This window comes from Mesorhizobium sp. P2_D5, assembly GCF_056404355.1.
In genome coordinates, this window is sequence record NZ_JBFUEE010000002.1 from 967919 (window position 1) to 988701 (window position 20783).

Consider the following 20783-nt stretch of genomic DNA (forward strand, 5'->3'; position numbering starts at 1 on the left):
TCCATTTTGTGGACACTCACAAGAGCGGCGAGGACACAGCTGCAAGGTTTGTTGGCGCAAGGGCAGGGGCAGCGTGAAAGGCAACTCTGTCGCGCGCCCAGAGAAAGGTAAATTATTGCAGGCAAGCAGCCATAACGTTCCTTCAATCAGGGCAAATTATATGTTTGGTGAGCTAAAAATTGCAGCGAAAGAAAGTAGCATGAAACGCCTGTTTTTTATCTGCTCCATATCCTCCTTGCTGTTCCTGTCCGTGAGCCGAGCATTCGCGTTCAATTTCGGGTTTATGAGAGTGCCGGACTGGATGGATTCTTATATTGGTGTGCTCTTTGTCATCACCTGCATTTTCTGGCTTGGCCTGGCGGCGACGAAACCGAGGGGCGTTCCGTTCAAGCAGCTTGCAAACGTCAAGATCTCGCCGCTAGCGAAGTTCTTCCGCGTCGGCCTGCTCATCGCCTTCACCATCCTGATGGTCACCTTTTTTGCCGGGATGGGGCTCAGACGATACGCTGAGATGACGGGCGCAGCGTAAAGCCGCGCGCCGATTTTGTCAGTCAACGCGGGATAGTTGGCGCCCAGCCAACCGCTGCCGCCTCAGGTCGGCTCGTGCTTCAGCGCCTGCGCCATGCAGTGGATGCCGCCGCCGGTCTTTGAGATCTCGCTCACGTCGACGATCGCCAGTTCGAAACGGTGTGCCTCGAACTGGCAGGTCAGCGTCTGGCTCGACGTCAAAGCGATCAGCGATAGAACGCTTCAAGCGGCCCGCAGGTTCTCTTTCGGGCGCAAATTCTGGTTCATGCGGAACAGGTTCAGTGGGTCGTAGCGTTGCTTGATTTCCAGAAGCCGCCGATGGTTGCCACCATAGGCCGCTTCGACCCGGTCAACCTCGTCCTCCGGCATGAAGTTCACATAGACGGTGCCGGCCGCATAAGGCTTGGCCGCCTCGTAGATCGCACGAGCCCAGTCGGTGCAGGCCTTGTCCATCGCCGGTTCGCGCCAGCGGGCGTGAACGTTCATGACGAAATGCGAACTGCGCTGTGGAAACGCCGTAGCATCCGCCTTGACGCGACCTGCCGCGCCGCCGACGTGGCCGACAAATATCTCGCATTCGGGTCCCGGCAGCTTGGCTATTGCCCCCGTGACGACCGCAGCCGCCTCCTCGGAAAACTCGGTGAAGTCATGGCTCTTCCAGTAGTTGCGGGCGCCGGGCGCAAGTAGCGGGTCGAATGCTTGCTGCCAGCCGGTGAACGGGCTGGGGCCGACGACATCGGCAATCGGCGTGCCGATGGCTCGAAGCTTATGCGTCGCCTTTTCGCCTGCGGCGATGTCGCCGCAATAGCACATGGCCAGAACCAGCACCTCCTTGCCATGCCATTCGGCCGGCAGGAAGGGCAGCGGCGGCGCCTGCCGCATGACCACCCAGCACGTCAACTCGTCAGGAGCGGTTTCGAGTGCCTTGCGATACTCCTGCAGCACCTTTTCGGCATCGGCGAAGGGATGGACGACAAGCCCCGCCAGCACCTGCGGTCCAAGCTCATGGAGCTGGAACTCGAATGCCGTGACGACGCCGAAATTGCCGCCGCCGCCTCGCAGCGCCCAGAACAAGTCCGGATTTTCGGTCTGGCTGGCCCGGAGCAGTTTGCCGTCGGCGGTGACCACATCCGCGGAGGCAAGATTGTCGATGGTCAGGCCGAATTTGCGGGTGATCCAGCCGAAGCCGCCACCCAGTGTCAGGCCGGATATGCCGGTGGTCGAGTTGATGCCGGTCGGCACCGCCAGGCCGAAGGCCTGCGTTTCCTTGTCGACATCGGCAAGCGTCGCGCCAGGCCCGACCCATGCCCGCCGCGCAGCGACATCGACCCGCACCGACTTCATCAACGACAGATCAATCACCAGGCCACCATCGCAGACCGCACTTCCGGCAATGTTGTGGCCGCCGCCGCGCACGGAGACGAGAAGTCTGTTCTCCCTGGCGAAATTCACGGCACTGATGACGTCGGAAGCGCCCACGCAGCACACGATCAGCCCAGGCCGTCGGTCGACCGTGGCATTCCAGACAGTCCGTGCTTCGTCGTAAGCGGCATCGCCTTCGCTCAGCACTGTGCCGCGCAATTGTGCCGAAAATGCTTCCAAGGCAGCGGCGTCGATTGTCGTTTTGCCGCGTTCAAGCGTGGTGAGGCTCATGGTGTTCATGGTTTCCTCCCGATTTGAGATGAGCCGTCCCCCTCCCCAAAAAACATCTTAACTGTGCGCTTATATTAGATATCGTGCAAGTTTCGCATTGGCCAGCGTTGCGGCGCCCTAGTGGGCGTCCGCAACCGATGTAGTGATTGCGTTGGCTTGGGCACATGCTTCTGCCAGCCGGCGATCTCAGCCGGTTTTCACGCCCAACCGTGCACCCCCGGCCGGCAGGATGCCGATCATGCAGATGCGAATGTGAACGAAGCAGCGCAGCGCTATTCCACTCCTCAGGCCGGTTCGCGCTTCAGCGCTTGCGCCATGCAGTGGATGCCGCCGCCGGTCTTCGAGATCTCGCTCATGTCGACCGCCGCGACCTCGAAACCGCGTGCCTTGAGCTGGCCGATCAGCGCCTGGCTGGAGGTCGGCGCGATCACCCGGTCCTTGCCCAGCGACATGAAGTTGCAACCGAGCGCCATCGTATCCTGGAACGGCACGTCGATAATCTCGTGGCCCTTGCCCTTCAGCCAGTCGACGATGCCGGGTTCGGTGCAGGCCAGGCAGACGGCCGTCAGTTTCTCGGCGATCGGCACCACCATCAGGTCGATATGGACATAGTACTCGTCGATGAACGCGATGCGGGTTTCCCAGCCTTCCTTGTCGAACCAGGCCTGCACCTGCCGCGCGCCTTCTTCCTGCGTGCGGGCGCCGCCGCAGCCGATCAATACGACGCCCTCTTCGATGACGTTGAAGTCGCCACCCTCGAACGTGCCCGCTGTGACCATGTCGTAGATTGGGATGCCGAGTTTTTCGTAGGTGCGGATCGCCGCGTAGTTCTCGCCGCGCCGCCACCAGTTGGCCATTGCGGTGATGAAGGCGCCGTAAGGCGTCATAACACTGGAATCGCGGGAATAGACCTGCATCGGCAGTTCCGGCGTCGGCTCGTGCCAGTGGATGTTGACGCCGAAATGCTCATAGGCGGCGACGAGGTCCTTGTGCTGCGCCTGCGCGATCTGGACGTTGCAAGGCGCCTCGCGCAGATGCTTGCGCGACAGCGAGCTGGTCGACAGGTGGCGCAGGAAATTGGGCGAACCAAGCAGCACGTCGGTCAAGACATCGGTCTCGTTGGCAAAGCCCCAGGCGGTCAGAGGCTTGGTGCCGCCGGCCGGGTTGCGGCGCTGCAGCGAAAACGGCTCGGCGACGATGCGGTCATGAACGGTCATGGGGTTCTCCTCGTGCTTTGATTATGCGTTTGACTTGGGCTGGCTGCCCGGTATCCACCAGTCTCGTCCGCGCAGGGTGGTGACATACTCCGGCCACCGAAATCCAATCGGCGGTTCGTAGTCGCAGAGCGGCGCGATCCAGTTCGAGCCTCCGATTCCTCCGCCGGTGCGGGCGACGAATTCATTCATCGCCGAATCGCGGGCGGCCTGGTCTTCCAGCAGCCGAAGGGCGGCGAGCGCGATGGTCTTCGATGCGCAGGTGACCATCGGGTCGATGGTGGCGGGAATGCCGCCCAGAGCGTTCATCACCCATGACGGATAGGGGTAGCCGGTTTCCGAGCGCAGCGCCGGGCGGGCGACATAGAAGCGCGCCGTCGGCGCATGCCAGCTCATGTCGGTGTAATCGTCGGAGGTCGAATTCACCTGCGAGGGCGGCAGATCGCGGCGCAGGATCGCTTCCGCCGCCTGCGGCTCGATCAGGCGTTCAAGTTCTTCGATGAACGGCTCGTCGCTCGCCATGCGCCCGGCATTGACCTGCATGTCGCGCGCGATTGCCTTGGCGTCCTCGTCCCAGCGCGGCGGCCCGACGGTCGACAGCGATTCATAGGCGATTTCGGCCATGGCGTGATTGGCCAGCCCGGGCCGCGACTTCGACACCCAATGCCGCTCGTGGCGACAGCCGCTCACGGCGGCAGCGGCCTCGGCATTGCGGTCGAGCACGGCGGTGACCTGTTCGGCCATCGCCAGCGTCGGCACGCGGATCATATATTGGATCTCGGCCAGCTCGGCCGGCAGGTTGTCGGCGGTCGCCTGGCCGGCGGTGAGGATCGCCTCGCTGATCGACCAGCCGCCCTGGTGCGGCAGCATGGAATCGCGCAGCGCCTTGGACGCCATATACATCATCATGAGCGCGTCGTTGGCGCCGGGCGCGCGCACCGCCGAATGCGCCTGCGGAATGGGCGCCGCGCCGCCCGCCGCGCTCGCCCAGCGCTCCGGTTGGTCGCAGATGAAGCGATAGATCATGGCGTAGGCCGCACCGCAATGCGTGTCCCAGCGCGCCGTGTTGCAGAGCGGCAGCATGTAGAACGGATGGAAGGAGATCATGCCGGCAAGGCCGTCATAATAGCCTTTGGCGGCATGGATCGGCTTTGACCCGCGCACCTTTTCCGCCGGCTCGCCGGTGAAGCGCAGCGTGCCTGGTATGCCGTGGCGCTGCATCGCCGCCTTGGTCGCCAGCAGCCCGCCAAGGCCCGAAATGCCCAGCCCGGAATGCGGATCGGTATGACCCCCGGCATGTTCGGAGAGGCCTGGGCGCGGACGCTTGACCGTGGCGGCATCCTGGCAATTGCCCGGCACCGCGTCGTATTCGGCGTACATGCCGATGGTCGGGCCGGGACCGTTGGTCCAATGGGCACAGAAGGCGGTGGGCATGCCGCCGGAACCCTCTTCGACGGAAAAGCCTTCGCGCCTCAGCCGCTCCACGTACCAGGCGGCAGATTGATACTCGCGCCATGCGGTCTCGCCGAAGTCGAAAATGGTCCGCGTCCACGCCGACAGCAACGGCTGGATGTCGTCGAGACAGGCAAGGGCGGTTGTTTGCGCCGAGGTGGCCACGGGTTCCTCCATGAGACGAGAAGAAAGCAGTGAAGCGGTTCGCTAGAAAGTGATATGTTTTCCCGGCTCATGCAAATTCGGTTCACCTGAGGTCTCTTGCGCATACCATCCACCCAGGCGCTGCGTGCGCTCGACAGCTTCGCTCGTCATGGCAGCGTCTGGCGCGCCGCCGACGAGTTGCATCTGACCCGCAGCGCGGTCAGCCATCAGCTTCGCCTGCTTGAACGCGACCTTGGCTTCGACCTGCTCGAACGCATCGGCAAGGGCGTGGCGCTGACGCCGCGTGGCCAGCGCTATGCCAGCGACGTGCGCAAAGCGTTGACCGTGCTGGGCGATGCGGTGACGCGCCATGCCGGCACAGGCGTCGGCGGCTCGTTCAGCATCAGCTGCACGCCGGGCTTCGCCTCGCTGTTCCTGTGCACCCATATCGGCGAGTTCAGGCAGATGTACCCCGATGTCGCGCTGCGCATCCTGACGCCGCGTCGGCTGGATGACGTCAGCAATGCCGACGCCGACGCCTTCATCGCCTTTGGCGTTGGCAATTGGCCGAACCGGGCCGCCGAACTGTTGTGCGAGATTTCCTTTACGCCGCTCTGCAGTCCGATGCTCCTCAACAAGGTCGGCGGATTCTCCAAGCCCGCCGATGTGCTGCGCGCCACTCTCCTGCATCTCGGCGACACCGAGGATTGGGCGCGCTGGCTGGCTCTATCCAAGGTCGAGAACCCCGACCCGGAAGGCGGTATCTTCTTTTCCGACATGAATCTCGTCTTCTCGGCCGCGATCGCCGGCCAGGGAATGGCCATGGGCGACGAACTGACCAGCGGCAAGGCCCTGGCCGAAGGCAGGCTCGTGCGTCCCTTCGACATCGCGATCAAATCGCCGCGCTCCTACTTCCTCGTCTCAGAACACGCCAAGGCGACGCATCCGGTGCTTGACGCGTTTGCCGGATGGCTGCGATCGAAACTCGCGGAGAGCATTGCCAAGGTCATGGCCGACCACGGGCGCCACCGATTGGACAGATGAATGGAATTTGCCGATCCGGCGAAAACTATTTGGTTGCGGTGAGGCCGCACGCTGCCCTACGATTTCTTTTTGGAATTGAGGAAACAGGCAGGATGCAGCAACCCGGCCGGGCCGCAGAGATCAAGGCAATCGGAATCGGCAAGAGCTTTGGCTCGTTCCGTGCGCTGGACAATCTGACGCTCGATATTGGCCGTGGCGAGTTCCTTACCCTGCTCGGGCCGTCTGGTTCGGGCAAGACCACCTTCCTGATGATCCTGGCCGGCTTCGTGCAACCGACCGAGGGCCGGCTGTTCAGCGACGGCGTCGACATCACCGACCGACCGGCCGAACAGCGCGCGGCCGGCATGGTGTTCCAGGGCTATGCGCTGTTCCCGCATATGAGCGTGGAAGCCAACATCGCCTTCCCACTCAAGGTGCGCAAGAAATCGGCGGCCGACATCAAGCGCCGAGTCGGCGAGATGATCGAGCGCGTGGGCCTCAAGGGCCACGAGAAGAAGCTACCGGCGCAACTTTCAGGCGGTCAGCAGCAGCGCGTCGCGCTCGCCCGCGCGCTGGTGTTCGAGCCGGGCGTGCTGTTGCTCGACGAGCCGTTTTCCGCGCTCGACAAGGGCCTGCGCGGCCAGATGCAGGCCGAGATGAAGCGGCTGCACCAGGAGACCGGCACCACCTTCGTCTTCGTCACCCACGACCAGAGCGAGGCGCTGGCGCTGTCGTCGCGCGTCGCCATCTTCAATCATGGCAAACTGCTGCAGGTCGGAGCACCCGACGACGTCTACGACAGGCCGGACAACCGCTTCGTCGCCGAGTTCCTCGGCGAGATCAACATGCTGCCGCTGAAGGGGGGTGCGCCCGGCCGACAATGGCTCGACCGGCCTCTGCGAAGACCGCGCGGTCTCCATGCGCTGCAAGGCTGAGACGGTGCGCGGCGATGCAATCCTGGCGATCCGGCCCGAATACATGTCGATATCAGGCGAGGCGGCGGCGGGCGAGAACGGCATCGCCGCGACCGCGACCAACTCCACCTATCTTGGCGCGGCAACGCGGCTTGACCTGACGACGCGGCAAGGCGCGAAGGTCACGGTCTCGGTGCCCAACGAGATAGCTGCCGCCGCCTTGAGCAAGGGCAACTCCGTCTGGCTCACCTGGCCTGCGGAAAAGGGTTTCCTCCTTCCGCATGGAGGACAATGACGAACGGTGTGGCGAGATATCGGCGCCACCGCTTTCCGGTACTATCAACGACAAAAAAGGGGAACTGACATGACAAATGACACCAAGAAACAAGCCATCGAGAGCCTGTCCGCAAGGGCAGGGCGCGGCGAGATTTCGCGCCGGCAATTCGCACAGCTGGCGGCAATCGTGCTGGCCGGCACGCCGATGCTGTTGCGCTCGACCGGAGCCTTCGCCGCTGCGAAGGAACTGGTGCTGGTCAACTGGGGCGGCGACGCCATCACCGCCTATGATGCCGCCTATGGCCAGGCCTTCACCAAGGACACCGGCATAACCGTCAAGATGGACGGCTCCGGCCCGACCGAAGGCGCGATCGCCGCGCAGTTCAAGAGCGGCGCGCCGACCTGGGACCTCGTCGACGTCGACCCGTTCTCGGCCATCACGCTCGGCGCGCAAGGCATGCTCGAGCCGATCGACTACAACATCGTCGACAAGAAGAAGATGCGGCCCGGATTCGGCTGGGACTTTGCCGCTTCGACCTATTTCTTCTCCTATGTCATCGCCTATGATTCCGAGAAATACGGCAAGGACGCCCCGACCGGCATGGCCGATTTCTTCGACGTGAAAAAATTCCCCGGCAAGCGCTCGCTCTACAAATGGGGCGTGTCGAGCTGGGAGGCAGCCCTTCTGGCCGACGGCATCGCGCCCGCCTCGCTCTACCCGCTCGACCTGAAGCGCGCGCACGACAAGATCGCCGCCTTCAAGGAGAACGTCGTTGCCTATTGGGGCGGCGGTGCCGAGAGCCAGAGCGTGCTGCTCAATGGCGAGGCCTCGATGGCGATCGTCTGGTCGACCCGCGCTTCCCTGATCGAGCAGGATTCCGGCGGCAAGATCAAGTTCATCTGGGACCAGGGGCTGATCTCGCCCGGCGCGCTCGCCGTGCTCAAGGGCAATCCCGGCGGCAAGGAAGCGGCCATGAAGTTCATCGCCAGCGCCCAGGACCCGCAAAAGCAGCTGGTCATGTTCGACAAGCTCGGCCAGGGCCCAGCAAACCCGGCCGCCGACGCGCTGATCCCTGCCGACAAGAAGCGGATCAACCCGGTCGACCCCGAGAACATGAAGAAGCAGATCGCGCTCGATATGGACTGGTACGCCAAGAACTACGGGCCAGCGCTCGACGAATACACCAAGATCATCTCCGCCTGACCGAGGCAGGGATTATCGGGTCGACATGAGAGCATATCTCTCCGACAGGATGGGCGCGGCGCTGTTGATGGCGCCGCTGCTCCTGTTTCTTGTCCTGGCCTATGCCTGGCCGTTCCTCGGCGTCGTCAAATGGAGCTTTACGCTGCCGACGCCGGGGCTCGGCCAGTATGAGGCGCTGCTCACCGACGATCTGGTGCAGTCGGTGTTCATCCGCACGCTGCGCATCGCGGCGGTCGTCACCGTGGTCTCGGTGGCCGCTGCCTATGCCATCACCGTCGTCTGGGTGCGCGGAACCCCGGCTCAGCGCCTGGTTGCCGAGTTCTGCATTCTCGTTCCGTTCTGGATCTCGGTGCTGACCCGCGCCTTCGGCTGGGTGGCGCTACTGTCCAATCGCGGCCTGATCAACACCTGGCTGCAGGCGATCGGCTTCATTTCCGAACCGCTGGCGCTGGTGCGCAACGAATTCGGCGTCATCGTTGGCATGACGCATTTTCTCATTCCTTTCGCCGTCTTTCCGCTGGCGTCTGCCATGCGCAGCCTCGACGACCGCGTGCTGTTGGCAGCGCGCGGGCTCGGCTCCAGCCGCATGCGCACCTTCTGGTCGGTCTTCGTGCCCATGACCCGCTCCGGCATCATCGGCGCGGCCCTCATCGTCTTCGTGTTTTCGCTGGGCTTCTTCGTGACGCCGGCGATCCTCGGCGGCGGTCGCAGCGTCATGGTCGCCGAGCTGATCTATCTGAGGATATTCCAGAGCCCGGACTGGGGGCTGGGCGCGGCGATCAGCGTCGTGCTGGTGCTGTTCGTCGGCGCGCTGATGGCGCTCTTGTTCCGTTATGTCAGACCGAAGCAATTGATCTGATGCCGACTTATCGCCCCGGTCCCGTCTCCCTGATCATCGCGGCCTTCGTGGCGCTGTTCCTGCTGATGCCCTTGCTCGCCGTCATCCCGGTGTCGCTGACGCCGAGCCGCATGCTGGCCATGCCATCAGGCGAACTGTCGCTGCGCCACTACAGGGCGCTGATCGAGGATCCGCGCTGGATCGATTCGATCCTGCTCAGCATCCGCATCGGCATCGTCAGCAGCGCCTTTTCCACCGTGCTGGCGCTGTGCTTCAGCCTCGGCGTGTGGATGTTCCAGCCGCGTTTCACCGCGGCGCTCGTCGGCTTCGTGCTGCTGCCCATGGTCGTGCCGCCGGTGGTCTCGGCCATCACGCTCTACTTCCTGCTCACCTCGATCTCCGGCTTCAGCTCGCTCTTCGGCTACGACACGTGGCTTGGCGTTGCCATGGCCCATTCGGTGATGACGGTGCCCTTCGCCACCGTGCTGATGCTGGTCTCGCTCAGCCAGCTCGACCGGCGCATCGACCTCGCCGCGCGCGGCCTTGGCGCGTCGGTATGGGAGCGAGCCACCCGCATCATCATGCCCAACATCAAGTTCGGCATCATCACCGCGGCACTTTTGTCCTTCGTGCTGTCCTGGGAAGAGATCGGCGTCACGCTGTTCATCACCTCGGTCAACGCCATCACGCTGCCCAGGCTGATGTGGATGGGGCTGCGCGACAACATCGATCCGGCGATCGCCGCGCTTTCCGTGATTCTGATCATCATCACGGTGCTGGTGCTTGCGCTGCGCAGTTTCGTGGTTAGGTTGCGCGGCGTCCGGTGATTGGCAAGCCGGGCAGAATCCGGATACCCTTGGAGGCGATCCCGGCACATGATCGGCAAGCCGCTACGATGAAGGAAAACGATGACCGCGTCCGGCGACTTGCAGCAGGCCTTGTTCCAGAGATTGAGGAGCGATGCATCGCTGTCGGCGCTGCTGGGCGGCGCCGGGCTGCTCGAACACGCGGCCGACAACGCCGCCTTTCCCCACGTAACCTGCGGCCAGACCAGCGCCTTCGACTGGGATACCGGGGTCCAGAACGATGCCGACCAGTTGGTCACGCTGCACGTCTGGTCGAAAGCCCATGGCGAGGCCGAAACGCGTGCCATCATGGACAGCATCAAGGCGCGCCTCGCCGACGCGGTGCTGATCATCGGCCCGCGTGGACAGACACGCCTCGTGCTGGAATTCGCCGAGGCCCGCTATGACGAGGACCTGCTCGTGCATCATGGTTTGCTGCGTTTTCGCGCCATAACGCAGGATAGTGACTGATGCGCTTTCAATATGGTCCAAACGGGGTCTAGACTGACACTTCCGGGATTTCGTCGGGTGGGCGGCGAAATTCGATCGGTCGACTCGCGTTTCAGGGGTAGCGGGCATGGTCTTGGTGGCGTTCACTGTTCATTTCACGTTCAGCACCGATGCGTTACAACGCCAGCCATGAAAACGCTTCGCTCCCACTTCCGAACCGCGACACTGGCGCTCTGTGCTGCCGGGCTGTTTGCGTCGCAGGCGATGGCGACACCGGTCATCACGCCTGACCAGGGCGGCCCGATCGTTTTGGCGGCTTCCGATTGCTACGCCATCGGCCAGCAGGTGGCCGCGCAGAATGGCGGAACGCTGGCCAAGGCCTCGCAATCGACCCGCGGCGGCCAGCCGGTCTGCGTCATCGTCGTGCTCGTCCCGGGCAAGGACGGGCAGCGTCCGCGCCGCTCCGAAATCGTCGTGCCGCAGAACTGACCAATCTTTCATCTTACAGGCCTTCGTTTCCCAGGCCGCCGGAATCGGCCTATATCTGCCCCCAGCTCATCAACAGGTATCGATTTTCGCATGCGCGTACTCGTCGTCGAGGATGACAAGGATCTCAACCGGCAGATATCGGACGCGCTGGTCGATGCCGGCTATGTCGTCGACCGCGCCTTCGATGGCGAGGAGGGGCATTTCCTCGGCGACACCGAGCCCTACGATGCCGTCGTGCTCGACATCGGCCTGCCGCAGATGGATGGCATCAGCGTGGTCGAGCGGTGGCGTCGCGGCGGCCGCAAGATGCCGGTGCTGATCCTGACGGCGCGCGATCGCTGGAGCGACAAGGTCTCCGGCATCGACGCCGGCGCCGACGACTATGTCACCAAGCCGTTCCACATCGAGGAGGTGCTGGCGAGGCTCAGGGCCCTGATCCGGCGCGCCGCCGGCCATGCCTCGTCCGAACTGACCTGCGGGCCGCTACGCCTCGACACCAAGGCGTCGAAGGCCGATGTCGACGGCGTGCCGCTGAAACTGACCTCGCACGAGTTTCGCCTGCTTGCCTATCTGATGCATCATATGGGCGAGGTGGTCTCGCGGACCGAACTGGTCGAACATCTCTACGACCAGGATTTCGACCGCGATTCCAACACCATCGAGGTCTTTGTCGGGCGACTGCGCAAGAAGATGGGCATCGACATGATCGAAACCGTGCGCGGCATGGGCTACCGCATGCGTGAGCCGGAGGCGTAACTCGGAACCGCTCAAACAAACCGCAAGGACGCCGCTTTCGCTGCGTTTGTGGCCGCGTTCGCTGACCTTCCGTGTGATCGCCTTTTCCACGGTGTGGGCGATCGTGACCCTTGTCATCATCTTCACCCTGATCACCACGCTCTATCGCCAGGCCAGCGAGCGCGGCTTCGACAGCCTGCTTTCGGCGCATCTGTTCAACCTGATCGGCTCCATCGGCATTTCCGATAACGGTGCGCTCACCGGTGCTCCCGATCTCGGTGACCTGCGGTTCTCGGAGCCGAATTCGGGCTGGTACTGGTCGGTGGAGCCTGCTTCGGAAGGCGTGCACGGAGATCTTCACTCGTCGTCGATGACCAAGACGATCCCATCGCCCGATGTCGCCGATGTGCCCTTCAATTCCAGTTTCCAGCGCAGCTATGCGACCGAAGGCATCAACGGGGAGCAACTCGAAGTGTTCGAGAGCGAATTCGTTCTCGACTCCAAGAACCGCGCCGCGCGCTTCCGCGTCATGGGCAACCAGAGCGAACTCGAACAGGAAATCTCAACCTTCCAGCGCCGCCTGCTAACTTATCTCAGCCTGTTCGGTGTCGGCATGATCGCGATCAACGCGATCGCCATCCTGCTCGGCCTGCAGCCGCTGCGCCGGGTCAGGAATGCACTTGCCATGGTGCGCGAGGGCACGGCGCACAGGCTCGACGGCCAGTTTCCGGCCGAGATCGAACCGCTTGCCAACGAAACCAATGCGTTGATCGAAAACAACAGGCGTATCGTCGAGCGGTCGCGAACCCAGGTCGGCAATCTCGCCCACTCGCTGAAGACGCCGCTGGCGGTGCTGCTCAACGAGGGCCGGGCGCTTGGCGGCGCCAAGGGGCAGTTGATTGCCGAACAGGCCGCTTCCATGCAGAAGCAGGTCGATCACTATCTGCAGCGCGCCCGTGTCGCGGCGCAGCGCGACAGCGTCGTCTACCGCACGCCGGTGGCGCCATTGGTGCAGCGCATGGTGCGGGTTTTGCAGAAACTCAACCCGCAGACCAACCTGTCGCTGGCGCTGCCGGCGACCGACATCGTCTTCGCCGGCGAGCGCGAAGACCTTGAGGAATTGCTGGGCAATCTGCTCGAAAACGCGATGAAATGGGCTAAGAGCGCGGTGTTGGTATCGGTCGTGCCTTTGACCGGCAAGGACGAGGCGGCCAGCCTGTTTGAGATCAGCATCGAGGATGACGGCTCGGGCATTCCCGAGGACAAGGCGCGCGAGGCGATGAAGCGTGGACGGCGCCTGGATGAGACAAAGCCCGGAACAGGTCTGGGGCTGGCCATTGTCGCCGACCTCGTCAACGAGTATGGAGGCGTTCTGGCTCTCGAACGGTCCGGCATGGGGGGATTGAAGGCGGTGGTGCGATTGCGGAGCCTTCAATGATGCCTTTCCGAATCAATCCGAGATCGACGAACAGTATTTACTATGGCGGCATGTCTATTGATCCCAGCGGCCAAATTTCCGACAAATATCAATACTATGGCCATGCCGACTTCTTCGATGACGCGGCCCCCGGCTCATCCATGACAGGCTCCAACTCAAGAAAACCGGTTGTTGGCATGAAGATTCGCGTCGCGCTTGTTTCCGCATTGCTGGCCGTTTCCGGCTGCACCACCCTGAGCGGCAAGGGCCCCTCGGTTGCGCCGACGCCGGCCTCGACACCTCCGTCCAGCGGCAAGGTCACCACGACGATCATTTCGGCAATGGACGGCGGCCTGGTCGGCGGCTCGATCGGCAACGGCCTGAGCGAGACCGAGAAGCGCAGCGCGCTCGAGGCGGAATACAAGGCGCTCGAATATACGACCAGTGGCCAGAAGGTGGCGTGGAAGGGCGACCAGGCTTCGCACTATGGCGAGGTGGTTCCGGGCCAGCCCTACCGCGTCGGTTCGCAGGACTGCCGCCAGTACACGCAGACGGTGTTTGCCGGCGGAGCCGGCGTCACGGCGCGCGGTACCGCTTGCCGCAACGCCGACGGTAGCTGGACGCCGCTGACCTGACGATCAACCGGATCCGGCTGATGTCCGGCCGGTTGATGTCGATCAAGGACATGCGGCGCGCCTGCCGTCAAAGCGTCGCAGGATGCATCTGTTGGCAGGGCATGGCTCTGCCTTTATTGGAAGAACCATGCTGTTCTGGGTCATAGCCGCAATTCTCACGCTGGGTGCGAGCCTGGCGGTGCTGCTGCCGCTGGCCGCCAGCTCGAACGGCGCGTCGTCGACCGGCGATCACGATCTGGAAGTCTATCGCGATCAGTTGTCCGAACTCGACCGCGACGCCGCGCGTGGCTTGATCCAGCCGGCCGAAGCGACTGAAGCGCGCGCCGAGATCGCGCGCCGCATCCTCCGCCTCGACAATGCGGCAGCGGCCGGCAAGGCATCCGTCAGGCAGGCCTCGGTCGCGGCGAGGCTGGTGGCGACCGCGGCCGTTCTGGCGGTCCCGCTGGTCAGCTGGGGGCTCTACAGCCAGCTCGGGTCTCCCGACCTGCCGTCGCAACCGCTCAGTGAACGATTGGCCAAGAATCCGGCCGACAGTTCGGTGGACGAGTTGGTGGCGCGGGCCGAGGCCCATCTTGCCGCCAATCCATCCGATGGCAGGGGGTGGGATGTGCTCGCCCCCGTCTATCTGCGCATGCAGCGCTTTTCCGATGCTGCGGCGGCCTATCGCAACGCCATTCGCCTCGACGGCGACAGCGCGGTCCGCCGGGCCGGTCTTGGCGAGGCGATCGCCAATGCGGCAGGCGGCATTGTCTCGGCCGATGCCCAGGATGCCTTTGAGGCCGCACTGAAGCTCGATCCGGCCAATGCGAAAGCCAGCTTCTACCTGGCCATGGCGCTGGCGCAGGAGGGCCGCGCCAAGGAGGCGGTCGCGTCCTGGCAGGCGATGCTGGGCAGGCTGCCGCCGGATTCGCCATGGCGCGGCGCGGTTGAGCAGGCGCTGGCCAAATCCGGCAGCCCCGAAGTCGCCTCCGGCGGCGCCACCAACGGCCCCAATGCCGGCGATGTCGACGCCGCTTCCTCCATGTCTCCCGCCGACAGGGAAGCCATGATCAACACCATGGTCGCCGGTCTCGACGACAAACTGCGGCAGAATCCGCGTGACCCGGAAGGATGGATGCGGCTCGTTCGTTCGTATGTCGTGCTCGGCAAGGCCGACCAGGCGCGTGACGCGCTGGGTCGCGCTATTGCCGTCTTCGGAGCCGACAGTGACGAAGCCAAGAAATTCACCGCCTTTGCCGCCTCGCTTGGCCTGACGGCGACGGAGTAGGACTGACATGACGCGCAAGCAGAAACGATTGTCGGTGATCGCGGGCGGGCTGGCCTTCCTGGGCGCCGCCACCGGGCTGACCTTCTATGCGCTTGGCCAGAAGGCGTCCTATTTCTACATGCCGGCCGACCTCACCACCGCCAGTGTCCAGCCCGGCCAGCGCATCAGGCTGGGCGGACTGGTCGAAAAAGGCACGATCCAGCGCGGGCAGGGGGCGACGGTCGCCTTTTCGGTCACCGACACGCACAAATCGGTCAAAGTCACCTACACCGGCATCCTGCCCGACCTTTTCCGCGAAGAGCAGGGCGTCATCACCGAGGGCAGTTTCGGCCCTGACGGCACCTTCGTTGCCGACAGCGTGCTGGCCAAGCATGATGAGCGCTACATGCCCAAGGAGGTGGCCGACGGCCTGAAGGCCAAGGGCGTCTGGCAGGAGAGCAAGAGTGAGTAAGCAGGTTCCGCAAAGGGATCCCACGGTTTTGCGGCAAGAACCTGCGGCAAAACAAAAGTCTGGGCGCAACCATGGTTGAAACCGGACATTTCGCGCTGGTCCTGGCGTTTGCGCTTTCGCTGGTGCAGACCATCGTGCCGTTGTTTGGCGCACGCCTGAACAACCAGCGCCTGATGGCTGTCGGCGGTCCGGTCGCGGTGACAGGCTTTGCCTTGACGGCGCTGTCCTTCGTAGCGCTCGCGAGCGCCTATGCGAGTTCCGACTTCTCGGTGGCGAGCGTGTGGGAAAACTCGCATTCGCTGCAGCCGCTGATCTACAAGATCACCGGAACCTGGGGCAATCACGAAGGCTCGATGCTGCTCTGGGTGCTGATCCTGACCTTCTTCGGCGCGCTTGTCGCCGCCTTCGGATCAAACCTGCCGGCGACGCTGCGCGCCAATGTGCTTGCCGTGCAAGGCGCCATCGGCGCCGCCTTCTTCCTGTTCATCCTGGCGACGTCCAACCCGTTCATCCGGCTCAATCCGGCGCCGATCGAAGGCCGCGATCTCAACCCGATCCTGCAGGACCTCGGCCTCGCCATTCACCCGCCGTTTCTCTATCTCGGCTATGTCGGCTTCTCGATCTGCTTTTCCTTCTCGGTCGCCGCCCTCATCGAAGGGCGCATCGACGCGTCCTGGGCGCGCTGGGTGCGGCCGTGGACGCTGGTCGCCTGGATGTTCCTGACCGGCGGCATCGCCATGGGATCGTACTGGGCCTACTACGAGCTCGGCTGGGGTGGTTTCTGGTTCTGGGACCCGGTCGAGAACGCCTCCTTCATGCCGTGGTTGGCCGGCACCGCGCTGCTGCATTCGGCCATCGTCATGGAAAAGCGCTCGGCACTTAAGATCTGGACGCTGCTGCTCGCCATCCTGACTTTTTCGCTGTCGCTGCTCGGCACCTTCCTGGTCCGCTCGGGCGTGCTGACCTCCGTCCACGCCTTCGCCACCGATCCGACACGCGGCGTCTTCATCCTGTGCATCCTGACGCTGTTCATCGGCGGTTCGCTGGCGCTGTTCGCGCTGCGTGCCTCCCGGTTGACGGCCGGCGGCCTGTTTCACCCGATTTCGCGCGAAGGTGCGCTCGTCCTCAACAATCTGTTCCTGACCACGGCGACCGCGACCGTGCTCGTCGGCACGCTCTATCCGCTCGCCGTCGAGGCTTTCTCGGCCGACAAGATCTCGGTCGGCGCGCCGTTCTTCAACCTGACCTTCGGCCCGCTGATGGTGCCGCTGCTGGTGATGGTTCCGTTCGGGCCGCTGCTGGCCTGGAAGCGCGGCGATGTCTTCGCCGTCGCCCAACGCCTGATGGTGGCCTTTGCCGCCGCCCTTCTGGCGACGCTGGTCACTGCTCTGTTCATCGACGGCGCCTCTGTGTTCGCCGCACTTGGCGTCGGCCTCGCCGTCTGGCTGATCCTTGGCGCGCTCACCGATCTCGCGGTCAAGTCAGGCTTCGGCAACGTTGCTGCCGGGAACGTGGTCAGGCGCCTGCTCGGCTTGCCGCGCTCGGTCTTCGGCACTGCCTTTGCGCATCTTGGCCTTGGCCTTACCACGCTCGGCATCGTCGGCACGCTTTGCTTTGGCACGGAAAAAATCCTGTCGATGCATGCCGGCGAAACCGTCGAACTGTCCGGCCACGCGCTGCGTTTCGTCGGGCTTTACCCTGCCCAGGGTCCGAACTACAGCGAGGATCGCGGCCGCTTCGAACTGATCGGTGTCAGCGGCAGCGCGATTGGCGAAATCAGTTCCGCCAAGCGTTTCTATCCGGTGCGCCAGATGACGACGACGGAGTCGGGCATCAGGACGATGGGCCTCTCCCAGCTCTACATCTCGCTCGGCGACGAGGGCAAAGACGGCTCCGTCGTGGTGCGCCTGTGGTGGAAGCCGCTGGTGACGCTGATCTGGGGCGGCGGCCTGGTGATGATGGCAGGCGCGGCCATGTCGCTGATGGACAGGCGCCTGCGTGTCGGCGCACCGTCGCGCCGGCGCAAGCAGGCCAGTGCCGTGCCGTCCGCGGGCCGGCCATGAGCGCACGGCTTTCGCTGATCTCGATCGTGCTGCTGCTGGCGCTGCTTTTCGCCGGCGCGGCACAGGCGGTGAAGCCAGACGAGATGCTGGCCGATCCGGCGCTCGAGGCGAGGGCGCGGGCGCTATCCGAAGGCCTACGCTGCATGGTCTGCCAGAACCAGTCGATCGACGAATCTGACGCCGATCTGGCCCGCGACCTGCGCATCCTTGTGCGCCAGCGCCTCGTTGCCGGCGATACCGATCAGCAGGTGATGGACTATGTCGTGTCGCGCTACGGCGAGTTCGTCCTGCTGAAGCCGCGCTTCGAGCTGCGCAATGCCTTGCTGTGGGGTACGCCGGTCATCCTGCTGCTCGTTGGCGGCATTTTCATTGTGATGACCGCGCGGTCGCGTCGCACGCTGGCAACAAAATCCCTGTCCGCCGAAGAGCAGGCATCGTTGGACGCCATTTTGCGCCGCGACTGACGGTCACGAACGTCACCAAACATTACCAAAATTTCATGCGTCGGAAATAGCGCTGTAATGTGCGCCTCTCTAATTCTCTTTCCCGAGGATGCCGATCAAGGGCGTCCATTTGAAAGAGGATACGAGACCCCATGAGTATTGCCCCCAATTCATATTCCGTCACCCGCAAGCGTCTGATGGCCGCCGTCGCATCCATCGCCGTTGCCGGCGCGATCGGCATCGGTGCGCTGACGACTGGAACAGGGCCCGTTCTGGCCGATGCCGTGCGTGTCGAGGCGCCGCAGGTGCCGGGCTTCGCCGACGTCGTCGAGCGCGTTTCTCCGGCTGTGGTCAGCGTCAAGGTCAAGGCCAAGATCAGCCCGGTGGCCGATGACGGCTCCGATCAGTCCGACGATCCGGACGGCATGAACAACCTGCCCAACAATCCGCAGTTGCGCCGCTTCTTCAAGGAATTCCGTGGTTTTGGCGATCAGAACGGCGAGGGTGGCGGTAATCGCCGCTTCAGCCACCGCGACCACAACAACGACCAGCCGCGACCGGTTGCGCAGGGTTCCGGCTTCTTCATCTCCGATGATGGCTATCTGGTCACCAACAACCACGTCGTCGAGGAAGGCTCGGCCTTCACCGTGGTGATGAATGACGGCAAGGAACTCGACGCCAAGCTGATCGGCACCGACCCACGCACCGATCTCGCCGTGCTCAAGGTCGACGGCGTCGGCAAGTTCACCTATGTCGACTTCGCGGACGACTCCAAGGTTCGCGTCGGTGACTGGGTGGTGGCCGTCGGCAACCCGTTCGGCCTCGGCGGCACGGTTACCGCCGGCATCGTCTCGGCTCGTGGCCGCGACATCGGCGCTGGCCCCTATGACGACTTCATCCAGATCGATGCTTCGGTCAATCGCGGCAATTCGGGCGGCCCGACCTTCAACCTCAACGGTCAGGTCGTCGGCATCAACACCGCAATCTTCTCGCCGTCAGGTGGCAGCGTCGGCATCGCCTTCGACATTCCGGCTTCGACCGCCAAGCAGGTCGTTCAGGACCTGATGAAGAGCGGTTCCGTGCAGCGTGGTTGGCTCGGTGTCGAAATTCAGCCGGTCACCTCAGACATCGCCGAATCGCTGGGCCTGAAGTCGCAGAATGGGGCCTTGGTTTCCAGCGCCCAGGATGAGGGTCCCGGCAAGAAGGCCGGCATCATTGCTGGTGACGTGATCACCCAGGTCGACGGCAAGGACGTCGCTTCGCCGAAGGAACTGGCCCGGCTGATCGGCGCCTACTCGCCTGGCAAGTCGGTCGACGTCACCGTATGGCGTGATGGCAAGAGCCAGACGGTCAAGGTCGACCTCGGCAAACTGCCTTCGAGCGACAAGCAGGCATCGGCCGACCAGCAGCAGCCCGCCGCTCCGGCCAAGCCCGACTCGCTGGCCGATCTCGGCCTGACCGTCACCAAGTCCGAAAACGGCAAGGGACTGGTGGTGACCGATGTCGATCCCGACAGCGATGCCGCCGACCGCGGCATCCAGCCGGGCGACATCATCACATCGGTCAATTCGACCGAAGTGAATGCCACCGACGACGTCACCAAGGCGATGACCGAGGCGGTCAAGTCCGGCCGCAAGGCTGTGCTGATGCAGATCACCCGCGACGACAACAATCGTTTCGTCGCGCTGCCCGTCGCCAAGGGCTGAGGCACGTCGCCGGAGCGTCCTTGTCTTCTCCCTGCGGATGAGGGCGCTCCGGCGGCAGGTTCGACTTTTCCAGTGCGGCGGTTTCAACACCCCCGAGCCGCCGTACGGGAAAGCATGGTGGAGCGCGCGTTAGTCAGTCATCGCGCTCTCCCCGGCGGCAGCGGGCTTCCCATCGCCCGCTGCCGCACCCTCAAGGCATGTCGTCAAAAAGCGTTTCAGCGGTCTTGGCGCAACGAGGTCGGGACAAGGATTTTTTTCGCGCGCGGCTTCGGATGATCTTGATCGCGATGCGCTTTGGCAAAGGCCACAATGCAGATGTCTGCCACTCAACCTTCCAGCGAAATCGCGTATAACAGTCCTATGAAGATTCTCGTCATAGAAGACGATCGCGAGGCTGCGGATTACTTGCAGAAAGCCTTCGCCGAGGCCGGTCACACTGCCCATGTTGCCGGAGACGGCGAAACCGGCTTTGCGCTCGCCGACGCTGGCGACTACGACGTGATGGTCATCGACCGGATGATGCCGCGCCGCGACGGCCTGTCGGTCATTGCCGGCCTGAGGTCCAGGGGCAACACGACGCCGGTGCTGATCCTGTCGGCGCTCGGCGAGGTCGACGACCGGGTCACCGGCCTGCGCGCCGGCGGCGACGACTATCTGACCAAGCCCTATGCCTTCTCGGAGCTTCTGGCCCGTGTCGAGGTGCTGAACCGCCGCGCCAGCGCCAAGGAAGCGGAAACCGTCTACCGCGTCGGCGATCTGGAACTCGACAGGCTGTCGCATTCGGTCCGCCGCGCGGCGCGCGAGATTACGCTGCAGCCGCGCGAATTCCGCCTGCTGGAGTATCTGATGCGCCATGCCGGCCAGGTGGTGACGCGCACCATGCTGCTCGAAAATGTCTGGGACTATCATTTCGATCCGCAGACCAACGTCATCGACGTCCATGTTTCGCGGCTGCGCGGCAAGATCGAGAAGGGCTTCGACAAGTCCATACTGCATACCGTTCGCGGCGCCGGTTACATGCTGAAGAGCGGCTAGC

20 protein-coding genes and 1 pseudogene are annotated in these 20783 nt (G+C 63.7%); 17 read left to right on the forward strand and 4 right to left on the reverse strand.

The features are described 5' to 3' along the window. Nucleotides 1-73 precede the first annotated feature (73 nt). The gene (locus AC1DYW_RS11350) at nucleotides 74-529 is read left to right on the forward strand and encodes a hypothetical protein (RefSeq protein ID WP_477226201.1); all 456 of its coding nucleotides are present in this window, start codon (nucleotides 74-76) and stop codon (nucleotides 527-529) included. A gap of 62 nt (nucleotides 530-591) precedes the next feature. Here the strand turns inward: AC1DYW_RS11350 and AC1DYW_RS11355 are convergent, their stop codons facing one another. From AC1DYW_RS11355 to AC1DYW_RS11370, 4 genes are all read right to left on the reverse strand, one after another. Continuing rightward, the gene (locus AC1DYW_RS11355; RefSeq protein WP_477226202.1) at nucleotides 592-729 is read right to left on the reverse strand and encodes a hypothetical protein; all 138 of its coding nucleotides are present in this window, start codon (nucleotides 727-729) and stop codon (nucleotides 592-594) included. Nucleotides 730-750: 21 nt separating this feature from the next. Then, nucleotides 751-2190: an FAD-binding oxidoreductase gene (locus AC1DYW_RS11360; RefSeq protein WP_477226203.1), complete on the reverse strand. Its 1440-nt coding sequence runs from the start codon at nucleotides 2188-2190 to the stop codon at nucleotides 751-753. A 275-nt stretch (nucleotides 2191-2465) separates the two neighbouring features. After that, entirely contained in the window at nucleotides 2466-3398 is a 933-nt protein-coding gene (locus AC1DYW_RS11365; protein WP_095089911.1) for a dimethylarginine dimethylaminohydrolase family protein, read from the reverse strand. 21 nt (nucleotides 3399-3419) lie between these two features. Next, a complete protein-coding gene (locus AC1DYW_RS11370; RefSeq protein WP_477226204.1) occupies nucleotides 3420-5024 on the reverse strand; it encodes a zinc-binding metallopeptidase family protein in 1605 nt (534 codons plus the stop codon). An 84-nt stretch (nucleotides 5025-5108) separates the two neighbouring features. Between AC1DYW_RS11370 and AC1DYW_RS11375 the strand changes: the two genes are divergently transcribed. The 16 genes and pseudogenes from AC1DYW_RS11375 to AC1DYW_RS11450 all read left to right on the forward strand — a co-directional run bounded on the left by AC1DYW_RS11375 (nucleotide 5109) and on the right by AC1DYW_RS11450 (nucleotide 20782). Next, nucleotides 5109-6035, forward strand: coding sequence for a LysR substrate-binding domain-containing protein (locus AC1DYW_RS11375; protein ID WP_095089913.1), 927 nt, complete (start codon nucleotides 5109-5111; stop codon nucleotides 6033-6035). A gap of 92 nt (nucleotides 6036-6127) precedes the next feature. Then, nucleotides 6128-7223 (forward strand): annotated as a pseudogene (locus tag AC1DYW_RS11380) (ABC transporter ATP-binding protein). 69 nt (nucleotides 7224-7292) lie between these two features. Next, the gene (locus tag AC1DYW_RS11385) at nucleotides 7293-8408 is read left to right on the forward strand and encodes an ABC transporter substrate-binding protein (RefSeq protein WP_457150990.1); all 1116 of its coding nucleotides are present in this window, start codon (nucleotides 7293-7295) and stop codon (nucleotides 8406-8408) included. Between the two features lie 25 nt (nucleotides 8409-8433). Continuing rightward, the gene (locus tag AC1DYW_RS11390) at nucleotides 8434-9267 is read left to right on the forward strand and encodes an ABC transporter permease (RefSeq protein WP_095089919.1); all 834 of its coding nucleotides are present in this window, start codon (nucleotides 8434-8436) and stop codon (nucleotides 9265-9267) included. Further along, nucleotides 9267-10073, forward strand: a complete 807-nt coding sequence (locus tag AC1DYW_RS11395; RefSeq protein WP_477226205.1) for an ABC transporter permease — start codon at nucleotides 9267-9269, stop codon at nucleotides 10071-10073. Before AC1DYW_RS11390 ends, AC1DYW_RS11395 begins: the two co-directional genes overlap by 1 nt. A gap of 81 nt (nucleotides 10074-10154) precedes the next feature. Continuing rightward, nucleotides 10155-10562 carry a DUF3168 domain-containing protein gene (locus AC1DYW_RS11400; protein ID WP_477226206.1) on the forward strand — a complete coding sequence of 136 codons (408 nt, stop codon included), beginning with the start codon at nucleotides 10155-10157 and terminating at the stop codon, nucleotides 10560-10562. Nucleotides 10563-10730: 168 nt separating this feature from the next. Then, nucleotides 10731-11030, forward strand: coding sequence for a hypothetical protein (locus tag AC1DYW_RS11405; RefSeq protein ID WP_457150988.1), 300 nt, complete (start codon nucleotides 10731-10733; stop codon nucleotides 11028-11030). A gap of 90 nt (nucleotides 11031-11120) precedes the next feature. Continuing rightward, nucleotides 11121-11786 carry a response regulator transcription factor gene (locus AC1DYW_RS11410; RefSeq protein WP_023812809.1) on the forward strand — a complete coding sequence of 222 codons (666 nt, stop codon included), beginning with the start codon at nucleotides 11121-11123 and terminating at the stop codon, nucleotides 11784-11786. Continuing rightward, complete coding sequence (locus AC1DYW_RS11415) at nucleotides 11770-13203, forward strand: ATP-binding protein (RefSeq protein ID WP_477226207.1); 1434 nt, start codon at nucleotides 11770-11772, stop codon at nucleotides 13201-13203. The genes AC1DYW_RS11410 and AC1DYW_RS11415 overlap by 17 nt, the downstream gene beginning before the upstream one ends. A 176-nt stretch (nucleotides 13204-13379) precedes the next feature. Continuing rightward, nucleotides 13380-13817: a hypothetical protein gene (locus tag AC1DYW_RS11420; protein ID WP_457150986.1), complete on the forward strand. Its 438-nt coding sequence runs from the start codon at nucleotides 13380-13382 to the stop codon at nucleotides 13815-13817. Nucleotides 13818-13944: 127 nt separating this feature from the next. Beyond that, nucleotides 13945-15084, forward strand: a complete 1140-nt coding sequence (ccmI, locus tag AC1DYW_RS11425) for a c-type cytochrome biogenesis protein CcmI (protein WP_457150985.1) — start codon at nucleotides 13945-13947, stop codon at nucleotides 15082-15084. Between the two features lie 7 nt (nucleotides 15085-15091). After that, entirely contained in the window at nucleotides 15092-15535 is a 444-nt protein-coding gene (gene ccmE / locus AC1DYW_RS11430; protein WP_095089931.1) for a cytochrome c maturation protein CcmE, read from the forward strand. A 71-nt stretch (nucleotides 15536-15606) separates the two neighbouring features. After that, nucleotides 15607-17598: a heme lyase CcmF/NrfE family subunit gene (locus tag AC1DYW_RS11435; protein ID WP_477226208.1), complete on the forward strand. Its 1992-nt coding sequence runs from the start codon at nucleotides 15607-15609 to the stop codon at nucleotides 17596-17598. Continuing rightward, on the forward strand, nucleotides 17595-18062 hold the full coding sequence (locus AC1DYW_RS11440) for a cytochrome c-type biogenesis protein (protein WP_457150982.1): 468 nt from the start codon (nucleotides 17595-17597) through the stop codon (nucleotides 18060-18062). The genes AC1DYW_RS11435 and AC1DYW_RS11440 overlap by 4 nt, the downstream gene beginning before the upstream one ends. A gap of 131 nt (nucleotides 18063-18193) precedes the next feature. Beyond that, nucleotides 18194-19747, forward strand: coding sequence for a Do family serine endopeptidase (locus AC1DYW_RS11445; protein WP_457150981.1), 1554 nt, complete (start codon nucleotides 18194-18196; stop codon nucleotides 19745-19747). Between the two features lie 360 nt (nucleotides 19748-20107). Continuing rightward, entirely contained in the window at nucleotides 20108-20782 is a 675-nt protein-coding gene (locus tag AC1DYW_RS11450) for a response regulator transcription factor (RefSeq protein ID WP_167392270.1), read from the forward strand. Nucleotide 20783: the final 1 nt, after the last annotated feature.

What these genes read in the sequence shown, in the direction of transcription:
- AC1DYW_RS11360 (WP_477226203.1), bottom strand. Translation starts at nt 2,190, where the DNA reads ATGAACACCATGAGCCTCACCACGCTTGAACGCGGCAAAACGACAATC.
- AC1DYW_RS11365 (WP_095089911.1), bottom strand. Translation starts at nt 3,398, where the DNA reads ATGACCGTTCATGACCGCATCGTCGCCGAGCCGTTTTCGCTGCAGCGC.
- AC1DYW_RS11370 (WP_477226204.1), bottom strand. Translation starts at nt 5,024, where the DNA reads ATGGAGGAACCCGTGGCCACCTCGGCGCAAACAACCGCCCTTGCCTGT.
- AC1DYW_RS11385 (WP_457150990.1), top strand. Translation starts at nt 7,293, where the DNA reads ATGACAAATGACACCAAGAAACAAGCCATCGAGAGCCTGTCCGCAAGG.
- AC1DYW_RS11390 (WP_095089919.1), top strand. Translation starts at nt 8,434, where the DNA reads ATGAGAGCATATCTCTCCGACAGGATGGGCGCGGCGCTGTTGATGGCG.
- AC1DYW_RS11395 (WP_477226205.1), top strand. Translation starts at nt 9,267, where the DNA reads ATGCCGACTTATCGCCCCGGTCCCGTCTCCCTGATCATCGCGGCCTTC.
- AC1DYW_RS11400 (WP_477226206.1), top strand. Translation starts at nt 10,155, where the DNA reads ATGACCGCGTCCGGCGACTTGCAGCAGGCCTTGTTCCAGAGATTGAGG.
- AC1DYW_RS11405 (WP_457150988.1), top strand. Translation starts at nt 10,731, where the DNA reads ATGAAAACGCTTCGCTCCCACTTCCGAACCGCGACACTGGCGCTCTGT.
- AC1DYW_RS11410 (WP_023812809.1), top strand. Translation starts at nt 11,121, where the DNA reads ATGCGCGTACTCGTCGTCGAGGATGACAAGGATCTCAACCGGCAGATA.
- AC1DYW_RS11420 (WP_457150986.1), top strand. Translation starts at nt 13,380, where the DNA reads ATGAAGATTCGCGTCGCGCTTGTTTCCGCATTGCTGGCCGTTTCCGGC.
- ccmI (WP_457150985.1), top strand. Translation starts at nt 13,945, where the DNA reads ATGCTGTTCTGGGTCATAGCCGCAATTCTCACGCTGGGTGCGAGCCTG.
- ccmE (WP_095089931.1), top strand. Translation starts at nt 15,092, where the DNA reads ATGACGCGCAAGCAGAAACGATTGTCGGTGATCGCGGGCGGGCTGGCC.
- AC1DYW_RS11435 (WP_477226208.1), top strand. Translation starts at nt 15,607, where the DNA reads ATGGTTGAAACCGGACATTTCGCGCTGGTCCTGGCGTTTGCGCTTTCG.
- AC1DYW_RS11440 (WP_457150982.1), top strand. Translation starts at nt 17,595, where the DNA reads ATGAGCGCACGGCTTTCGCTGATCTCGATCGTGCTGCTGCTGGCGCTG.
- AC1DYW_RS11445 (WP_457150981.1), top strand. Translation starts at nt 18,194, where the DNA reads ATGAGTATTGCCCCCAATTCATATTCCGTCACCCGCAAGCGTCTGATG.
- AC1DYW_RS11450 (WP_167392270.1), top strand. Translation starts at nt 20,108, where the DNA reads ATGAAGATTCTCGTCATAGAAGACGATCGCGAGGCTGCGGATTACTTG.